General features: G+C 47.7%; 15 protein-coding genes and 1 pseudogene. 3 read left to right on the top strand and 13 right to left on the bottom strand.

Annotation, left to right across the window (positions count from 1 at the left end; genetic code table 11):
• Nucleotides 1-90 precede the first annotated feature (90 nt).
• Nucleotides 91-2211: a methyl-accepting chemotaxis protein gene (locus tag EYR25_RS04550; RefSeq protein ID WP_023266741.1), complete on the bottom strand. Its 2121-nt coding sequence runs from the start codon at nt 2209-2211 to the stop codon at nt 91-93.
• A gap of 414 nt (nt 2212-2625) precedes the next feature.
• On the opposite strand from EYR25_RS04550, the gene EYR25_RS04545 reads away from it, so the two are divergent.
• Nucleotides 2626-4176: a peptide MFS transporter gene (locus EYR25_RS04545; protein ID WP_133178670.1), complete on the top strand. Its 1551-nt coding sequence runs from the start codon at nt 2626-2628 to the stop codon at nt 4174-4176.
• Nucleotides 4177-4541: 365 nt separating this feature from the next.
• Nucleotides 4542-5591, top strand: coding sequence for an LLM class flavin-dependent oxidoreductase (locus EYR25_RS04540; RefSeq protein ID WP_133178669.1), 1050 nt, complete (start codon nt 4542-4544; stop codon nt 5589-5591).
• 52 nt (nt 5592-5643) lie between these two features.
• Here the strand turns inward: EYR25_RS04540 and gabT are convergent, their stop codons facing one another.
• From gabT to EYR25_RS04490, 10 genes are all read right to left on the bottom strand, one after another.
• Nucleotides 5644-6921, bottom strand: coding sequence for a 4-aminobutyrate--2-oxoglutarate transaminase (gabT, locus tag EYR25_RS04535; protein ID WP_023266738.1), 1278 nt, complete (start codon nt 6919-6921; stop codon nt 5644-5646).
• 102 nt (nt 6922-7023) lie between these two features.
• Complete coding sequence (gabD, locus tag EYR25_RS04530) at nt 7024-8472, bottom strand: NADP-dependent succinate-semialdehyde dehydrogenase (RefSeq protein WP_133178668.1); 1449 nt, start codon at nt 8470-8472, stop codon at nt 7024-7026.
• Between the two features lie 56 nt (nt 8473-8528).
• Entirely contained in the window at nt 8529-9815 is a 1287-nt protein-coding gene (locus tag EYR25_RS04525) for an NAD(P)/FAD-dependent oxidoreductase (RefSeq protein WP_133178667.1), read from the bottom strand.
• Nucleotides 9816-10094: 279 nt separating this feature from the next.
• Complete coding sequence (locus EYR25_RS04520) at nt 10095-10910, bottom strand: ABC transporter permease subunit (protein WP_011623664.1); 816 nt, start codon at nt 10908-10910, stop codon at nt 10095-10097.
• Complete coding sequence (locus EYR25_RS04515) at nt 10907-11812, bottom strand: ABC transporter permease subunit (protein WP_023266735.1); 906 nt, start codon at nt 11810-11812, stop codon at nt 10907-10909. Before EYR25_RS04515 ends, EYR25_RS04520 begins: the two co-directional genes overlap by 4 nt.
• Nucleotides 11809-12945: a polyamine ABC transporter ATP-binding protein gene (gene potA / locus EYR25_RS04510; protein WP_023266734.1), complete on the bottom strand. Its 1137-nt coding sequence runs from the start codon at nt 12943-12945 to the stop codon at nt 11809-11811. The genes EYR25_RS04515 and potA overlap by 4 nt, the downstream gene beginning before the upstream one ends.
• A gap of 161 nt (nt 12946-13106) precedes the next feature.
• Nucleotides 13107-14207 carry a polyamine ABC transporter substrate-binding protein gene (locus EYR25_RS04505; RefSeq protein ID WP_039977920.1) on the bottom strand — a complete coding sequence of 367 codons (1101 nt, stop codon included), beginning with the start codon at nt 14205-14207 and terminating at the stop codon, nt 13107-13109.
• 616 nt (nt 14208-14823) lie between these two features.
• Entirely contained in the window at nt 14824-16179 is a 1356-nt protein-coding gene (locus EYR25_RS04500; RefSeq protein WP_133178666.1) for a glutamine synthetase family protein, read from the bottom strand.
• A gap of 1 nt (nt 16180) precedes the next feature.
• Nucleotides 16181-16942, bottom strand: coding sequence for a gamma-glutamyl-gamma-aminobutyrate hydrolase family protein (locus tag EYR25_RS04495; protein ID WP_023266731.1), 762 nt, complete (start codon nt 16940-16942; stop codon nt 16181-16183).
• 376 nt (nt 16943-17318) lie between these two features.
• On the bottom strand, nt 17319-17867 hold the full coding sequence (locus EYR25_RS04490) for a cupin domain-containing protein (RefSeq protein ID WP_039977919.1): 549 nt from the start codon (nt 17865-17867) through the stop codon (nt 17319-17321).
• A gap of 233 nt (nt 17868-18100) precedes the next feature.
• On the opposite strand from EYR25_RS04490, the gene EYR25_RS04485 reads away from it, so the two are divergent.
• Nucleotides 18101-19408 (top strand): NAD(P)/FAD-dependent oxidoreductase, encoded by a 1308-nt coding sequence (locus EYR25_RS04485; protein ID WP_133178665.1) that lies wholly within the window; start codon nt 18101-18103, stop codon nt 19406-19408.
• A gap of 44 nt (nt 19409-19452) precedes the next feature.
• On the opposite strand, the pseudogene EYR25_RS04480 reads toward EYR25_RS04485, so the two are convergent.
• Nucleotides 19453-19851 (bottom strand): annotated as a pseudogene (locus EYR25_RS04480) (DUF2937 family protein); the annotation flags it as partial.
• 173 nt (nt 19852-20024) lie between these two features.
• Complete coding sequence (locus tag EYR25_RS21535; RefSeq protein ID WP_425057197.1) at nt 20025-20222, bottom strand: DUF2937 family protein; 198 nt, start codon at nt 20220-20222, stop codon at nt 20025-20027.
• Nucleotides 20223-20325 lie beyond the last annotated feature (103 nt).

The raw sequence follows: 20325 nt of genomic DNA, 5'->3' as shown, positions 1-20325 counted from the left end.
GATTGATTTAGTGGAATGAAATTGACATAAAAATAGGCGCCGACATTTAATCGGCGCCTATTACATTCTTTAACAATCGACTGTTGGTTATTAGGTTTTTAGCTTACCTAATTGCTGATGTTGTTGCTTAACAAGGTCTGCAAGAACAGCGCTACTTTGCTGTGCTTCACCAGCAAGACGTGCAAGTTCAGATGCTGAGTCGGAAATACCCGTAATATTCCGATTAACTTCTTCTGTCACGGCACTTTGTTCCTCTGCCGCAGCGGCGATATGGGTCACTTGCGCCGAGATCTCTTCAATTTGACTCACCATAGAGTTAAGTGATGTCAGTGCTTGTTCCGTTTGTGATACCGCCATTTGTGCACGTTCAGCACCTTTATCAATAATGCCTGAGGCGCTGTGTACTTCTTTTTGGAGCGCATCAATTAACACGCTAATATCATCCGTTGAACTTTGGGTTTTAGAGGCGAGTGCCCTCACCTCATCCGCTACCACGGCAAACCCCCGACCTTGCTCACCGGCACGGGCAGCCTCAATCGCAGCGTTTAGGGCAAGTAAGTTTGTTTGCGCGGCAATCGAGCTAATGACTTCGAGAATACGGCTGATATTCGTACTGCTCTCGGCCACTTTACTCACGGCCACTTTAGCCTGCATTGACTCCTGCGACATGGTGGTCACATAGTCCATCGCTTTCGTTAGACTCTCTTCACTCAAGCGAATATTACGCGACATAGCTTCGGTTTCTGATGCCGTTTGCTCAGAAGCTTTTGCCACTTCCAACGCTGTTGCACTCATCTCATTAACGGCAGTGACTACACTTTCAATTTCGCCGTACTGACGATGGACGCTGTCGCGGGTTAATTCCGCAATTTGCGCAGAAGAGAGACTTTCTTCCTGCGTTTGACCAGCAAGCGCTTTCAACTCTGAGATTAAATCTTTTAGCTTATGGATAAAGGAGTTAAAGCCTTTACCTAACGCAATAAGCTCAGCATGTGCGTCCACTTCTATGGATTGAGTTAAGTCGCCATCAGCACTTGCTAAATTCTCAACGCGTCCTTGGATCACTTTAAGCGGAGCGATTACACTGCGGATCACAATGCTAATGGTTACAACTGCAAGTATCGAAACCGCTAATCCTACAATCAACAAGATGCTGCCAAGGGATGTTGCCATTTCATCCATTTTGTCATTCAGCTCAATAGAGCTCTTAAGCGCCATGGATTTAGGTACTTGTATTGCTAACGACCACTCGGCTTTAGCTAAGGGAATATTGATGGGATAGGCTACGATAATTTCATTATCGTTCTCCATGTAACCGCCATTTTTGTGTAATCCGATTATCTGTGAGGCGAGCTTAGGATCAATAGATTCTGCCAACGGGCGGGCTTTTTTGCTGTAATGACTCGCAGCAACCACTAAACCTCGAGTACTCAGCAAGGTGACTTTTGCTTGACCGTCGTAAAGGCTTTTCGACAGTTTATCAATTAACACTTGGAATACTGGCAAGTTGAGATCCACCCCAACTACACCAATAAATTGTTTATGCTTAAGTACAGGAACCGTCAACGAAGTCATTAACGCTGTGTTGCCGGGAGTAATTTCGTAGAGATAGGGTTCCATCAAGCAGGGTTTAAGCGTTTCCTTGGCACACAGGTACCACTCAGCATCTCGGATACCAAATTCATTGAGTGTTGTTAAATATTTTTCGGCAGAATCATCAACTTGGTTATGCTCAACCGTGCCGTCATCGTTGCGAGTGTAGTACACTTCCAATGCCCCCGAGGAAGCAACGCTGTGGCTCACATTCACGTTTAAAAATTCGCTATCTAAGCCATCGTAACCGTTAGCGTCAAACTGAGCATACATTGATGAAACTTGCGTGTTTTTCTTTAATACCGCCGCCACCGCCAGCTCCAAACGGTCACGTTTGAGTGGTAATTCTTCAGCGGTGCTTTCAAGTATGCCGGCAAAAGAATATGGGATTCGATAGGCTTCATTGATAAATCCCGCCACCATTTCACCATACTCACCTGCCCGCGCTTCAAGCTTATCGTGGGTCTCGGTTTGTAATGTTTCCTGCACCTGATGGGAAAGTTCAGCATTTTGCTCCGAAAGGGTCCACCATAGGCTGATGGAAAGAATCGCGACAATGGATAGAAATAAGGCGGAAGTGATCCACAACAACTTAGTACTGATGGACAAATGCTTCATCGAGTAAACTCCAAATAGAAGGTCAAGAGCCTAATAATTTTGATCTAGTTCATTTTTATTTTTGCTGACTAATTTAAAAAATAGCACTCTGCGTCGGGATTACCAGTCTTTAAGATAGTGAATTGTTAACTATAAGTAAAACTTTTCACTGACAGATTCAGGCCAATTGCGACCTTTATCCCAATAGGCGGTAATTTGATATTTATCCCAAATCGCTGAACGCAAACATGACCAAACTCACAAACCGTAAGGATTAGCGAGCCGCACTTTTTTACAAAAATTAATTCCAGATTAAAAACACCCATTTCATTTGTAACAAAGTCTATTCTTTGGCGTTGTGGCATTGGTTTGAACGGACTATCACCTTATACTCTTGTCCCTAAACACAAAACAACAATAACGGAAGCAAGCTTTATGACTCTTGGTACCAATCAGGTAAGCAAGACACATTCGTTTATGACAGTGTCACTTATCGAATTGTGGGAACGTTTTGGTTATTACGGCATGCAGGCGCTGATCGTGTACTTTATGGTGCAGCGTCTTGGCTTTGATGACTCCCGTGCAAACTTAGTTTGGAGTGCCTGTGCGGCGCTGATTTACGTGTCGCCGGCCATCGGCGGTTGGGTTGGGGATAAAATTCTCGGCACCAAACGCACTATGCTGCTCGGTGCAGGGATTTTGTCGGTAGGTTATGCATTGATGACAGTGCCAACCGAAAACACTTGGTTTATGTTCTCCGCCCTCGGGGTGATTGTGGTCGGTAATGGCCTGTTTAAACCCAATGCCGGTAACTTAGTCCGTAAGATCTACGAAGGTGATGATTCTAAAATTGACAGCGCCTTTACCATCTACTACATGGCGGTAAACGTAGGTTCGACCTTCTCTATGTTGTTAACGCCTTGGATTAAGGACTATGTTAATGCGCAATACGGTAACGAATTTGGCTGGCATGCCGCCTTTGCCGTGTGCTGTGTGGGCTTAATCGTCGGCTTAGGTAACTATGCCCTGATGCACAAGAGTCTCGCCAATTATGGGTCTGAGCCTGATACTCGCCCAGTCAACAAGAAGAACTTGGCTATCGTTTTAGTATTAGCGGCGCTTTCCGTTGTTGCTTCAGCCATTATTCTTGAATATGAAGATGTTGCCCGAGTATTCGTGTATGCCGCGGGTGTGGCGGTATTAGGGATTTTCTTCCACTTAATTCGTACCAGTGAGCCAAGTGAGCGTGCCGGCCTTATCGCAGCGCTAATCCTCACAGTGCAAACCGTTTTCTTCTTTATCTTCTATCAACAAATGTCGACCTCACTGGCCCTGTTTGCGCTGCGTAACGTCGACTGGGATTTCCAAGTTTTTGGTACCCATTTATGGACTTGGTCACCTGCACAGTTCCAAGCACTAAACCCAATCTGGATCATGGTGTTAAGCCCTGTTTTGGCTTGGAGTTATTCATGGGCTGGCCGCAATAATAAGGACTTTTCGATTGCAGCTAAGTTCGCCTTAGGTTTTGCGGTTGTCGCGATTGGCTTCTTTATCTACGGTTTTGCAGGCCAATTTGCCGTTGAAGGTAAAACCTCTTCTTGGGTGATGATTTGGGGTTATGCCTCTTACTCACTGGGCGAGCTGCTAGTGAGTGGTCTAGGCTTAGCCATGATCGCCCGCTATGTACCTGCACGCATGGGCGGCTTTATGATGGGCGCCTATTTCGTGGCATCGGGTATTTCCCAGTATTTAGGCGGCGTTGTGGCGAACTTTGCCAGCGTGCCACAGGACTTAGTCGACCCGCTGCAAACGCTGCCCGTTTATACCAATTTATTTAATAAATTAGGTATTGCTGCTGTATTTTGTACCATTATCGCCTTAGCCGTATTACCGCTGATGCGCCGTTTGACCGAAAGTCATCACGCCCATAACAGCATTGAAGATAACGCGGCGGCCTCACTACGTGATGTGAAAGCCGAGCAATAATCCTCCCACTCACATACATGTGAGCGCTAAAAACTGCCGACAAGCCGCGCTTGCGGCAGTTTTTTTATACCTTTAGGTTACAGCTCAGCACCAAACAATCTGAACTTTCTGTGCTGACTTTCCATGCATCGGCATGGGATAAGGCTTTCACCCCTGTTTGCAAAACTAAGATGTTCGGTTCCAATTTTAGGGTGGTGTTAAGTTCAAGCATTAAGCTTGTTTATCATTGATACGACACCATATCCTAGGGTAAGACTCCATCAGCACCGACAGAGCAATCGCTTTAGCGTCCACCACATTCATCCGAGGGAGACAAGATAAAGCAGCTGCCACAGAGCTGACTCACGCAAAGAGGCGCTTAATTTATGGCTACATCATCGACTTCGACATCTGCCGCCCCATCGCAGGCAGTAACAAAATCTCCCCTAGCGGATGTTCCCTTTTCACTCTTAGAGCTCGCCCCCGTACGCCAAGGCGCGAGCATCGGAGACACGCTGCGCGCCAGCCTACAATACGCTAAGGTGGCCGATGAGTTAGGTTTTAACCGATTCTGGTTTGCCGAGCACCACAATATGCCCGGTATCGCCAGCGCCGCGACATCGGTATTAATTGGCTATATTGCCGAGAATACTAAACGCATTCGCGTCGGCGCGGGTGGGATTATGCTGCCCAATCATGCACCCTTAGTGGTTGCCGAACAGTTTGGTACGCTCGAGAGTCTTTATCCGGGGCGTATCGATTTAGGGCTTGGCCGCGCCCCGGGCAGCGATCAAATCACCAGCCGCGCCCTTAACCGCGATATGAGCCGCGCGGAGCAATTTCCCGCCGAGGTGAGCGAGTTACAAACCTTACTCGGCGACTACAATGGCCATCATCCCGTAAGAGCGATTCCCGGCGAAGGCACCCATGTGCCGATTTGGCTACTTGGCTCTAGCCTCTTTAGCGCCCAGCTTGCAGCCCAGCGCGGCTTACCCTATGTCTTTGCAGGGCATTTTGCGCCAAGGTTCCTCTACGATGCGATTGAGATTTACCGCCGCGACTTTAAGCCATCTAAGGTGTTGGATAAGCCCTATGTCATGCTTGGCCTGCCACTTATCGCCGCCGAGACAGACGCCGAAGCTGAATACTTAAGCACCACCTCCAAGCAACGGGTGCTTGCGCTGATCCGTGGTGAACCGCTTTGGTTAAAACCGCCCGAGGACAGCATGGATGGCCTGTGGAGCGAGCAGGAAAAAACCTATGTCGATAACTTCTTAGGCTTATCCGTCACCGGTGGCCCCACCACCATTAAGCACAGCTTAGAGATGATAGTGAAGGAGCTAGGTGTCGATGAGTTTATCTTTACTAACGATTTGTATGATCAGCAAAAACGCGAACGCGCACTGCAAATCCTAATGGAGATTAAAGGCACTTAAGCGTTAAACCACGCCATAAAAAATCCCGCCTAAGCGGGATTTTTTATATCTATTAACCTTTTAACACGGCATCGAAGCTGGCCTTAAGAATGCCCAGCCCCGCAGCAAGCTGCTCGTCTGGTACTGTCAATGGCACCAATATACGCAGCACGTTACCGTAGGTGCCGCAGGAGAGGAGGATCAAACCTCGGTTTCTTGCCTCAGCTAAAATTTGGGCACAGTACTGAGGCGCGGGTTTGCCCTCTTCCATCAATTCAATAGCGATCATCGCCCCTAGACCACGCACATCAGCAATTTGTGGATGTTCAACCTGCATAGTATTTAGCGCCGACTTAATCCGCTCGCCAATTGCATTGGCACGTTCAAGCAGCTTTTCCTCTTCAAATACTTCGAGTACGGCGAGCGCCGCCGCACAGGCCAGCGGATTACCACCGTAGGTGCCGCCAAGGCCACCGGGACCGATGGCATCCATGACTTCAGCTTTACCTGTAATACCTGAGAGTGGGAAGCCACCGGCAATGGATTTCGCAAAGGTGGTGATATCGGCGCTCACGCCCATTTGCTCCATAGCGAAGAAGGTCCCAGTACGACCCGCACCCGTTTGCACTTCATCGGCGATCAGCATAATGCCTTCGCGGTCGCAAAGCGCACGTAAACGTTGCATAAAGGCTGGCGATGCGGCATAGAATCCGCCCTCACCCTGCACAGGCTCGAGGATGATGGCCGCGATATCGCTCGGCTCGGCATCATTTTTAAAGATGCGTTCGATAGAGGCCATCGCATCATCATCGGATACGCCGTGCAGCGCACAGGGAAACTCGGCGCGGAACACATTGGCCGACATTAATCCCATGCCTTTACTGTAAGGCGCGACCTTTCCCGTTAATGCCAGCGCCGCCATAGTGCGACCATGGTAACCCGAGGTAAAGGCAATCACACCCGCCCGCTTAGTGTATGCACGAGCAACTTTAACCGCGTTTTCAACGGCTTCTGAGCCGCTGGTGAATAAGGCCGTTTTCTTAGCAAAATCACCCGGCACTAACTGATTTAGTTTTTCACAGACTTGAATATAACTTTCGTAGCCAAGCACCATAAAACAGGTGTGGGAGAAATCCTCAAGCTGCGCCGCAACGGCCGCCTTAACCTTAGGATGTAAATGCCCAGTGTTAAGCACCGCAATACCACCCGCAAAGTCGATAAACTCTCGACCTTCCACATCCCACACGGTCGCGTTTTCGGCGCGAGCAGTAAAAACAGGATGAATTTGACCAACACCGCCTGCGACTGCGGCTTGGCGACGTGCCATCAATGAATCATTGGTTGTGCTCATTTAGTATTCCTTGCTCGCGTGCCTAACTTGGCTATACACAAAGGTCGATAACAATGCCTATGCCCAAAGGGCTACCACTGGCGGTCTATTCCAAACTGATGCTTAAACAGACATGCAGATATATTTGATTTCTAAATATTCTTCGATGCCGAACTTAGAACCTTCTCGACCGAGCCCCGAGGATTTCATTCCGCCAAACGGCGCGACTTCGGTGGAAATCAACCCAGTGTTGACGCCCACCATGCCGTATTCCAATGCCTCGGCCACTTTCCATACGAGTGAAATATCACGGCCATAAAAATAAGCCGCTAAGCCAAACTCGGTATCATTGGCTTGTTTAATCACATCGTCCACATCGGTAAACTTAAACAGCGGCGCCAGTGGGCCAAAGGTTTCTTCACGGGCGACACGCATACTGCTATCAACATGTGTCAGTACCGTGGGTTCGAAGAAGTTGCCACCTAAGCTATGGGGCTTACCGCCCGCAACCACAGTCGCCCCTTTACTGAGCGCATCCTCGAGATGGCTCTGGACTTTTTCGACCGCCGCGCGATTGATAAGCGGTCCAGTAGTTACGCCCTCACCAATGCCCTCACCCACCTTTAATTTACCCACGGCAATACTGAGCTTGCGGGCAAATTCGTCATAGACGCCCGCCTGAACATAAATGCGGTTAGCGCAGACACAGGTTTGCCCCGCATTGCGATACTTAGCGATCATGGCGCCTTCGACCGCCGCATCAATATTGGCATCGTCGAATACGATAAATGGCGCGTTACCGCCTAATTCTAAAGATAATTTCTTCAGTGTCGGCGCGCATTGTTCCATCAACTTAATGCCCACTTGGGTCGAGCCGGTGAAAGACAACTTACGCACGACTGGATTGCTACACATCTCATTACCAATGCCGATGGCATCGCCAGTGATCACGCTGAATACCCCAGCGGGGATCCCAGCGCGCTCGGCAAGCACGGCCAAGGCTAATGCGGTAAAAGGCGTTTGCGGGGCAGGTTTCACCACCATAGTACAACCGGCAGCCAGTGCTGGCGCGGCTTTACGAGTGATCATCGCCGCAGGGAAGTTCCAGGGAGTAATGGCCGCAGTCACGCCCACGGGCTGCTTGATCACCATGATACGTTTATCGCCCTGATGCCCAGGAATCGTATCGCCATAGACGCGTTTTGCTTCTTCGGCGAACCATTCGATAAAGGAGGCGGCGTAGGTGACTTCACCCTTAGCTTCGGCAAGGGGTTTGCCCTGCTCAGTGGTCATCATTAACGCTAAGTCATCACTGTTTTCATTGAGTAATTCAAACCAGCGACGCAGCTTGGCACCACGCTCTTTTGCAGTAAGTGCTCGCCATGCGGGCAATGCCTCTTCGGCTGCCGCAATCGCCGCTTGAGTTTCGGCTTGCCCCATCACAGGGACACTGGCGATCACCGCGCCCGTCGCAGGATTGGCGATAGCGACGGTTTCTTTTGACTGTGCATCGCACCACTTACCATTGATATAACATTGCTGACGCAGCAGACTCGGGTCTTTTAACAACACAGGAAATTCCTCTCGCTGCGAGGTAATGCCTTACCTCGTATAAAAAATTAAATAAATTAGATACCTAATTTATCTCTTAGACTGTAATACCATGCCCCCAGCGCACTAAAAGGCACACGTAAGGCGTGACCGCCAGGGAAGGGATAATGGGGCAGCGCCGCAAAAGCATCGAAACGCGTAGCCTGACCATTGAGCATTTCGGCGATTAACTTGCCTGCCAAGTGGGTATAAGTGACGCCATGGCCACTACAACCCTGTGAATAATAGATATTTTTACCAATACGGCCGACCTGTGGTAAACGCGATAAGGTCAATAAAAAGTTACCCGTCCAGGCGTAATCAACCTTAACCCCTTTTAACTGCGGGAAGGTTTTGAGCATATTCGGGATAATCAGAGATTCGATATCCGCGGGATCGCGGGCACCATACACTACACCACCGCCGTAGATCAGGCGCTTATCGCCAGACAGCCTAAAATAATCGAGCAGATAGTTACAATCTTCGACGCAGTAGTCTTGAGGTAACAGGCTTGCTGCCAGCTCTTCGTCTAAGGGTTCAGTGGTGATCACTTGGGTACCGCAGGGCATAGACTTGGCTTGCAATTCAGGCATGAGTTTACCGAGGTAAGCGTTACCCGCCACCACCACAAACTTAGCTTTTACGCTGCCCTTAGCGGTGTGTACCACAGGGCTATCGCCTTCGTCGACCTGCAAAACCGCTGAGTCTTCAAAAATTTTTCCACCGAGGGATTCTACCGCGCGGGCTTCACCCAAGGCTAAATTCAGCGGGTGAATATGGCCGCCGCTCTTATCCAACATACCGCCGACATAGCGCTCAGTATTTACCACAGAACGAATGCTGTTTGCATCGAGCATCTCAAGCTTGCCAACATGACCATGGCTTTCCCATAACTGCTTTTGATGGCGTAAATGGCCCATCTGCTTTTCGTTCATCGCCGCAAATACGCCGCCATCTTTTAGATCGCAATCAATATTGTACTTAGCGATACGTTCACGGATGATACGTCCGCCCTCGAAGGCCATTTGCCCAAAAAGCTTGGCTTGTTCTTTGCCAACGGTTTTTTCAATGGTATCAATGTCACGGCTATAGCTGTTGACGATTTGTCCGCCATTACGTCCCGATGCTCCCCAGCCAATCCGCGCCGCTTCGAGTACCACCACACTAAAACCCGATTCGAGTAAATGCAGTGCGGCAGACAGGCCTGTGTACCCCGCGCCAATCACACAAACATCGGCTTCAATCGATTCCTGTAAACGCGCGCGCTCAACCTTATCGTTGGCCGATGCCGCATAATATGATCCAGTGTGAGGTATGGCTGACATGATGTTCCCTTGATTTTTATGTTCATTATTTTAAACAACTATCACATCCTACACCTTCAAATCGGGAAACACTAGCCATAAAAGCACAATAATTTACACGATGTTTGATATTTCAAACAAAGTAACCTTCCTGCCTTAATCGGATTTGAAATTGAGTGGAGGTACAGATAAGAAGACTTGGAGGGCAGAGAGAAGGATGACCTTGGCAATCAAAGTCATCCTTTTGTCGTTAAGCACTTTTGACTAGGTGCTTACCACTAATAACTGCATCCTAGCGTATTAGTTCAGCGGCATACGCTCACGTTTTTCGGCGCGCCTTGCCATATACCAAGACAAGAAAGCGATTAACGACACACATAGAATGATAAGTGTTGCCAAGGCGTTGATCTTAGGCGATACCCCCAAGCGCACCGAGGAAAACACCACCATAGGTAAGGTGGTTGCACCTGGGCCTGAGGCAAAGCTTGCGATCACTAAGTCATCGAGTGACAGACTAAAGGATAACAACCAACCCGCGACTAATGCCGGTGAAATCATAGGCACAGTGATCAGGAAGAAGGTCTTAAGCGGCGTTGCGCCTAAATCCATTGCCGCCTCTTCGATTGACATGTCTAACTCACGCAATCTTGACGACACTACCACAGCCACATAGGCCGCGCAGAAGGTCGAATGGGCAATCCAAACTGTCACCATGCCACGCTCTTTCGGCCAACCTAAGAGATCCGCCATATGCACAAACAGCAGCAGCAACGACAGACCCGTGATCACCTCAGGCATAACCAAAGGCGCAGTGATCATGTTCGACAAAGTGAGCTTGGCCCAGGAGCGCTTAAACCGCGTCATCACAAAGGCGGCCATAGTGCCGATAATCACCGCCATGGTTGAGCTGTAAAAGGCAATCCGAAGGCTGGTCCAAACCGCATCGAGAATCTGCTGATCGGCAAATAACTCGCCGTACCATTTAGGTGAAAACCCTCCCCACACTGTCACTAACTTAGATTCGTTAAACGAATAAATCACTAGGATCAGCATAGGCGCGTACAAGAAGAACAAGCCGAACCACAGCATCACCGAAGAAAAACTCAGCTTTTTCATAGGTCTTTCTCCAAACTACGTGCCTGATAGCGATGGAATAAGGTAATAGGAATAATCAAGAGTGCCAGCATCACAATCGCCAGTGATGAGGCCACTGGCCAGTCACGGTTATTGAAGAATTCCTGCCACAGTACTTTACCTATCATCAGAGAATCTGGGCCGCCAAGCAGCTCAGGGATCACAAACTCCCCTACCGCCGGAATAAATACCAACATAGAACCTGCAATCACTCCGCTCTTCGATAATGGGAAAGTGATTTTCCAGAAGGTATTTAAACGGCTCGACCCTAAGTCAGATGCGGCCTCAATCAAGCTCATATCTAACTTCACTAAGGTCGCGTACAGCGGCAAAATCATAAAGGGCAAATAGGCGTAGATAATCCCGATATAGACGGCGATATTGGTGTTAAGGATTTGCAATGGCTCAGAAATGATTCCTAACCACATCAATGTGTTATTAATAATCCCCGTGTTACTTAAGATCCCCATCCAGGCATAAACGCGGATTAAGAACGAGGTCCAAGAAGGTAGCATCACCAATAGCAGCAGCACGGTTTGCAACCTTGCTGGCGCACGGGCAATGGCATAGGCCATGGGATAACCAATGATCAAACAGCCAATGGTCGAAATGAGCGCCATTTTTAATGAGCTGAGATACGCGGTGTAATACAGCGAATCATCTAGCAACATCAAATAGTTACCTAAATGCAGGAAGATGTTTAATACATCATCCGCATATTGGAAGGTCGCCTCATAGGGTGGAATCGAAATCGCCGCCGTCGAAAAACTGATCTTAAGAACAATGGCAAAGGGCAAGGCGAAGAACAACAACAACCAAGCGTAGGGGAAGCTAATCGTCCAGAAACGTCCCTTAAGCCATTTTAGTTTTGACTTTATCTTCATGATCTTAACACCACGCCACTGGTGTCCTCCCAGCTGATGAACACTTCATCATCCCATGTCGCATGGTCGGCACGGCGTTCACGGTTGGTCATACTGCATTGCACTATTTGGCCGTTTTCGAGGCGAATGTAATACACAGAAATGCCACCTAAGTAGGCGATGTCATGCACTATGCCCTTGGCCCAGTTGTACTCGCCCTCAGGTTGCTCACGGCTGATAATGGTTTTTTCGGGACGTACCGCTAACCACACATGCTTTTCTTCAGCACTGGTCGTTACCCCGTAACCCACATAGAAAGACTGAGCTAAATCATTGGGTTTAATGATAAGGTGGTCGACTTCGTCCACTTCAATCTCGCCGCCAAAGAGATTCACTGAACCGATAAATTCGGCAATCATGCGGCTGTTGGGACTCTCGTAAATGTCCATAGGTGAGCCGGTTTGGGCAATCCAACCGTCGCTCATAATCGAAATTCGGCCCGCCATGGTCATAGCTTCTTCCTGATCATGGGTCACCATTACACAGGTCACGCCAACACGCTCAAGAATTTCAACTACTTCTAACTGCATTTGAGTGCGCAGCTTTTTATCTAGCGCGCCCATGGGCTCATCGAGCAGTAATAATTTAGGACGTTTCGCGAGGGAGCGAGCTAATGCCACCCGTTGGCGCTGACCACCGGAAAGCTGGTGTGGCTTACGTTTACCATATTGCTCCATATGCACCAGCTTGAGCATTTCTTGCACCCTTTGCTCAATTTCCGCTTTAGGCAATTTATCTTGCTTTAAACCGAAGGCGATATTTTGTGCGACCGTCATATGGGGGAAGAGCGCATAGGATTGGAACATCATATTGATAGGACGTTCGTAGGGAGGAAGATCGGTAATATCTTCGCCATCCAGATAAATCCTACCGGTAGTGGGTCTTTCAAATCCTGCGAGCATACGTAGCAAGGTTGATTTACCCGAGCCAGAGCCCCCAAGCAAAGCAAAAATCTCACCCTTATTAATAGTCAATGATACGTCGTCAACCGCGCGTACATCGTCGAATAATTTACTGACCCGCTCAATCTTAAGCAGGACTTTTTCTTGCGTCTTTGTAGTGGGTTTATTGGTGACGCCCAGAGTGCTTGCCATAGTACTTCTCCACCCGAGTGTTGAGACAGGAGTGCCTTCAAAACTTAGGATTTACACAATGAATTAATGAATAGAGGTTAAATCTGTCGGCTTATTTTTAACGGCGTATAGCCAGTTGTTTGTACTATCAAATGGGGCAAGCAAAGCTTGCCCCACCTCGATTATTGGCCAGACTTCACTTTGGTCCAGACGCGGGTTAATACGCGTTGGATTTTCAATGGACGGATTTCGCCAATATACAATTTATCTAGCACTTCTTTTGGTGGATAAATCGCAGGGTCATTGCGAATCGCTTCATCAACTAAAGGCTGTGCTGGGTCGTTAGGGTTAGCATAAGCCACATAGTTAGAGATAGGCGCAATCACTTCAGGGCGAAGTAAGTAGTTGATAAGTTTGTGAGCATTTTCCACGTTAGCCGCATCCGCAGGGATAGCTAACATATCGAACCACAGGTTCGCGCCCTCTTTCGGGATGGAGTAACCAATCTTGTTACCGTTACCCGCTTCATCGGCACGGGCCGCAGCTTGGAATACGTCACCAGAGAAACCATATGCCACACAGATATCGCCGTTCGCAAGATCAGAGATATAGCGTGATGAGTGGAAATAAGTCACGTAAGGACGGATTTTTTCGAGTAATTCACCGGCTTTTTCATAGTCTTCGGCTTTCGTGCTGTTAGGGTTAAGACCTAAGTAGATCATCGCCTGTGGCACCATATCATCTGCCGAATCCAGCATAGCAAAGCCACACTTAGAGATTTTTTCAGCATATTTTGGGTTAAAGATCAGCTCCATAGAATCAAACGGTGCATCTTCACCTACTGCGGCTTTCACTTTATCGATGTTATAACCGATACCATTGGTCCCCCATAGATAAGGCACGGCATATTGGTTACCCGGATCAGCCTTCTCTAACTGTTTCATTAGATCAGCGTTGAGGTTTTTAAAGTTAGTGAGTTTAGAGCGATCAAGCGGCTTAAATGCGCCAGCCTTAATTTGTTTAGCAAGGAAATGGTTAGATGGAACCACGATGTCGTAACCGCTGCGGCCAGACAGTAACTTGGCTTCCAGCACTTCGTTACTATCAAACACATCGTAAATCACCCGAATGCCCGTTTCTTTCTTGAAGTTTTCTAAGGTATCTTCCGCGATATAATCAGACCAGTTATATACGCGCACTACTTCTTCAGCTTGGGCTGCAACGCTTGCGAGGGCGCCCGCGGTTACTAAAGCCAAAGTCGTCATCTTATTAAATAGCTTCATGCTTTCTCCTTTCTCGGGTAGCAGAATTGCCTTTAACAATTCTGAAATTGTGTCACCGACCATCTGCTCGGTTATTGTTGTTATTCTCGACCAATGCTACACCTTAAAAACCGCATCGGCAGTCTCTACAGCACCATAATGCCTTCATCTCTAGGTGGCTGCAATTGATGGGAGTATCAGATTTCATGCCAAATTTGCCGATTTCTACACTTGCATTAACAAGCATAAAAATAGACTAGATATTTGTACGCCCTACATCTTGCAACATTAAGACAAATGCCTCAAGCCCCTAGAAAAACCGCTGAAACCATCTCAGTAAAACTCTTTTTAACCTTAACTTACAGTGTGTTATAAAATGCTTATTTTAAGCAATTTGATGCATTCGCTCATTACCAACAAAATCATCACAGTCTTTGATTCCTTGAATGGAATGTTAAGGAGCAATGACTTTGTAATAAAGTCCACACCAAGATTAAAACCTAAAATAACTCTGCACCAAAGTTAAGCAAACTAACCAAGATGGTGCAGAGAATTTTTAGTGATTGTTCAAATATTCACGCTATCTGGACTTAAAATCCGTTAATCGCCTGACAGATTTGAACAAAAACAGTGCAAATTACACACTGAGTAACAGGAACTCCCGCTCCCACGAACTCACAACACGGCGGAAATTTTCAAGCTCGGCCTGCTTAACCGCCACAAAGCCGGTGGTGAAGGATTCACCTAAATATTCCTTACAGGCATCACTCTCTTCCATCGCAGCCAATGCTTCTTCTAAGGTTAATGGCAAGCAATGTGGATTGTTGCTACGGCTTTCGTTCGATTTACCCTGCACTGGCGTCGAAGGCTTTAACCCTTCAACCATGCCGATGTAGCCACAGAGTAAGCTCGCTGCGATAGCTAAATAGCAGTTAGCATCCGCTCCCGGAATACGGTTTTCGATGCGGCGATTTTGCGGTGAAGACTCAGGAATACGCAGACCGCAGGTTCTGTTCTCAACCCCCCATTCCAAGTTAACTGGCGCAGAAGTGCCAGGTAAGAAACGACGGAACGAGTTGGCGTTTGGCGCCATCAAGGGCAGGAGTTCAGGAATAAACTTTTGTAAGCCTGCAATGTAACTTAAGAATAACGAGCTTTGGGTACCATCTTCATTAGTAAAGATATTTTTACCCGTCTCTTTATTAATGACGCTTTGATGAATGTGCATAGCACTGCCTGGCTCATCAGTTACAGGTTTTGCCATAAAGGTAGCACACACATCATGCTTTAATGCCGCCTCACGCAGGGTTCGTTTAAATACAAATACCTGATCTGCAAGTGATAACGGGTTACCGTGGCTAAAGTTAATCTCCATTTGCGCTGGGCCGTCTTCGTGGATCAGCGTATCGATATCTAAACCTTGCAGCTCGCACCAGTCATACATGTCTTCAAAAAGCGGATCGTATTCGTTGGCTGCATCAATCGAGAAAGACTGACGCCCCGCTTCTGGCCTGCCTGAACGACCAATAGGTGGCTTAAGGGGTAAATCGTGGTCATCGCTACGGCTGGTCAGATAAAACTCCATCTCAGGCGCAATCACAGGCTCCCAGCCTTTTTGCTCGTATAGCGAAAGCACTTTCTTCAACACGTTACGCGGCGATAATTCAATCGGATTACCCATTCTGTCGTAGCAATCGTGGATCACTTGCGCCGTCGCTTCAATGGTCCAAGGCAGCATAAACACGGCATTTTCATCGGGGACACAGACAAAATCGATATCCGCATCGTCGAGTAAGCTGTAATAAATATCATCGTCGACAAAGTCACCGGTCACAGTTTGAAGCAATACGCTTTCGGGCAAGCGCATGCCTTTTTCGTCGAGGAACTTATCCACTGGGGCAATTTTTCCGCGGGCGATACCTGTCATATCGCTGATAACACATTCGACTTCTGTGATTTTTCGTTCTTTTAAAAAAGCGATTAGCTTATTCATTTTATTTCACTCGAGTTGTAGCCCTACGACGGCACGCATCACCAAAAGCATTGAATATAGAAAGGAAAAATGGATTTTCACTAACCTTCCATTCAGGATGCCATTGCACACCGAGAGCGAATTCATTTGCGTCTATAACGGAGAAGGCCTCCACTAGACCGTCTGGAGCATAAGCTTCTGGCCGCAACCCAATCCCAAGGCGCTCCACGCCCTGAGTATGTACAGAGTTTACCTCTGCCGAGTTACGGCCCCAGGCCTCGTAAATGACCCCCCCAGGCTCCACAGTGATACTGTGGGATGGCCCATATTGCACCTCTAATGAGGCCTCTTTATCTTCTCTGTGTTCAATAAAACCACCCACTTCGTGTAACTTCTGGTGCAAACTGCCACCAAAAGCCACGTTCATCTCTTGAAAGCCACGACAAATCCCAAGCACAGGCACACCCGCCGCAATGGCCGCACGGATAAGCGGTAAGGTGGTCGCATCGCGTTTGGGATCATGATGAGTACCGGCTTCACTCGGTTTACCCGCATACAGATGGGGTTCAACATTCGAAGGCGAGCCAGTAAAAAGAATGCCATCAAGACGGGCCAGAATCGCCGCTATAGGTTGTTCAGCACCTAATGAGGGGATCACTAAGGGCCAGCCCTTAGCACCATTCACGACACCTAAGAGGTATTTTTCGCCAACGATATTAAAGGGATGCGCTCCCAATTGTTGATTACACGCAATAACACCAATAAGGGGCAACTCGACAGACATAACTCACCTTCACCTTGAATGACTGCATAATGAACATGTTAAGTTTTAATGTTCATTTTTTCACACAGTACACCGAATTTTAACCTCAAGCAAGAGGTTAAACACTTGTTAATGAGCCTTTAGGCTTAAGAAGTAATTTTGAGAGTTAATACAGGATATTAGGAGGGATAGAGCAGTTTTAACGGGATAAGCCCACGGTAAACCCTATCGATTGAACAAAAATAAGACAAGACTTAAGTCAGATAACCCAACTCAATTTGAATAAAATTATTTACACTTTGGGCAATATATTGCAATTCAAAGCCGGCTTTGAATGAGATTAATGTTGAGAAAATTCAGAGATAGCGCCCCCTAATCTAGGGCAGCGCTGTACTGATTAGAAGTTTGCAGGAGTTGTTGCACTGACCAGTCGACAGGGTTCATCGAAAGGGTTACGAAATCTATGGGGTAACTCACTGTTAAAGTAGTAACTATCACCCGCTTCTAAGATATATACCTCATCACCAACGGTCAGTTCGAATTTGCCTTCGATCACCATGGCCGCCTCTTCACCTTCGTGTTTCAGCATTTCCTCGCCCGTGTCCGAACCCGGCGGATAGGTTTCACTCATCACCGACATGGCACGATTGGGAAAGTCGCGGCCAATTAACTTAAATTCTAAAGGCCCAGTACCTATATCGAGGAGTTCATCGGAGCGGTAAACTACTTTTTGCTCGCTCTCAATCGAGGCTTCAATTGAGAAAAAATCCACTAAAGACATAGGGATACCCGACAATACTTTTTTCAAAGAACTGACGGATGGGCTAACACTGTTTTTTTCGATCATTGAAATCGTACTGTTAGTCACACCAGCACGCTTAGCCAGCTCACGCTGGGATAAGCCTTTCATTTTTCGAACAGTTCTGAGACTGGCTCCAATATCCAAATTTCACATCTCCCCAAAGGATCGGTCATCCCGATAGATGAAGAACAGGTTGTTCAGGATAAACACCATCCTAAACACATTTTAGCCCCAAAGCGTGAGTTTACACGCTTCCGTTGTATTCTATCTAAAAAATGTGTTAAATAAAACGAACACTTTTTAGCAGTATCATAAAAGTGTGATGAGTATACTGAGACAAGCCCAATTTACAATAAAAACAATTTTTTGGAGCCCTAATGGCCACGAAATCCCCTGTTCATAGTGAACAATATCCCCAGTCTTATTATCTTGATACTGCTAAAGAAATTTTTGCTCACCCTCAACTGGAAGGTAAGATAAGTGCCGATGTCTGTATTGTGGGCGGCGGCTTTAGCGGTATCAACACGGCGATTGAACTAAGACAGCGAGGCTTAAGTGTGGTGTTGCTTGAGGCAAAACGCATTGGCTGGGGCGCTTCAGGGCGCAATGGCGGAGAGCTGATCCGCGGTATAGGCCATGACCCCGCGCAATTTATCAACGAAATAGGACAAGAAGGCGTCAGCGCAATCCAGCAAATGGGCTTTGAAGCCGTGGAGATAGTTAGAAATCGGATACAGACCCATCATATCGATTGCGACTTACAGATGGGCTATTGCGATCTTGCGGTAAAGCCTCGACATATGCTTGAACTTCAAGAAGAATTCGACAGTCTTAAGCGTCTTGGATATCAGCATGAAATAAAACTGCTTACCCAATCCCGACTCAGTGAAGTTATCGGCTCTGAATTTTATCAGGGCGCCCTAGTGGATATGGGCAGTGGCCATTTACATCCACTTAACTTAGCCTTGGGCGAGGCCCGTGTAGCCCGTGACTTGGGCGCTCAATTATTTGAATACAGCGCCGCAGAGAAGATTATTCCTGGCGATAAACCACGAGTATTAACGGCGAAGGGCGAAGTGACTTGCCAATATCTTGTACTCGCAGGTAACGCCTACATTGGCCATAAGTTGAATAGCTACATCGGCGGTAAGGTGCTTCCTGCAGGGAGTTATCTGCTTGCAACCGAGCCACTGACAGAAGCGCAATGCCAAAGCATTATCCCGCAAAACATGGCCTTTGCAGATATGAGAATCGCCTTAGATTACTTCCACTTATCGGCGGATAGACGCTTACTCTTCGGCGGACTTTGTACTTATTCAGGCAAAGATCCAAAGGATATTGAGGCAGCGCTCAGACCGAATCTTGAGAAGGTATTCCCACAGTTAAAAGGCGTACGCATCGATTACGAATGGGGCGGCATGATAGGCATTGGCGCCAACCGTATGCCCCAAATCGGTCGTCTCCCCGATGCGAGCAATATTTTTTACGCCCAAGCCTACGCAGGACATGGCGTAAATGCCACCCATATGGCTGCCAAACTGCTTGCCGAAGCTATTTGTCAGCAGGCGGGATATTTTGATGTGTTCGCCAAAATCAAGCATATGACCTTCCCCGGCGGCCCCACATTCCGCTCACCAATGCTGGCGGCGGGTATGCTGTACCACAGGTTTAAGGATTTATTCTAAGGTTTGTCCTGTCGTTGGATAAGCGAGCACAATATCCAACGACACTAAAGGGTACTACTTGCGTTACGCCGCCTTGCCCACAGAATAAAGGGCAGCGAGCCAAGATAATGGACTACTAAGGCCACCAACACGCCAAAGCCAATCCCGCTGGTGGTTAACGGAATGCCAGGCTTAAAGTTAACTATGGTTTGCTGTAAATATTCAAAACGAGCAGGGTTGAACATATAGGCGGTTTTCTCGAAGAGATTCCCCTGCGCAAAGGTCTGCATTCCTTGCTGCAGTGCTTGATACAAGGCTAGCGTCTGGCGCTTTTGCTCGGCATCCGCCCTGACGCTAGGCTCCTCGTTTTGTAAATGGCGGGCAATCATGGTTTCCACATCGCCGTAGTGATATTCCTTCGCCGTGGCCTCATAGCCCTCAACTTGCCATTGAGTCGAAGTATAATACCAATCGTATTAAATATCTGTTCATTCAGCGGGAGTTAAACGGGCTTTTGACAAGGCGAAGGCTTGAAGGCATAGTGGCGCTCTGTCGAAAGCCTTAAACGCAGTATAAAGCCCGTTCAACACCGCCCTTCGGGAGCCTCACAGGCATCTCACTCCCGTGTTACATTGACTTAAAAGGGAATAACCATTTCTTCGTCAATGCGCCTTGGATTGAGATGCCTGTGAGACTCTGAACTGATTAGATATTTAATGTGATTGGTATAAAGCCCTGCCAAAAATTGCTGATAATGGTCGGCTAATTGGGGAAGTTGCAGCGCCATCACTAAGATAAAGCCGAAAATCAGCTTATCGAACAACCGGGTTATCATGGCAAACTCCTTGATAAGTCAAAGGATATATCACTGCCAATGGAGTGCTGCTAGGGCGTGTTGACGTTTCAGGGTTATTTTTGCAGCACGTCATAGTTATCTT

This window comes from Shewanella decolorationis, assembly GCF_004354305.1.
Classification (GTDB): Bacteria; Pseudomonadota; Gammaproteobacteria; order Enterobacterales; family Shewanellaceae; genus Shewanella; species Shewanella decolorationis.
This window is presented reverse-complemented; position numbering and strand designations above follow the sequence as displayed.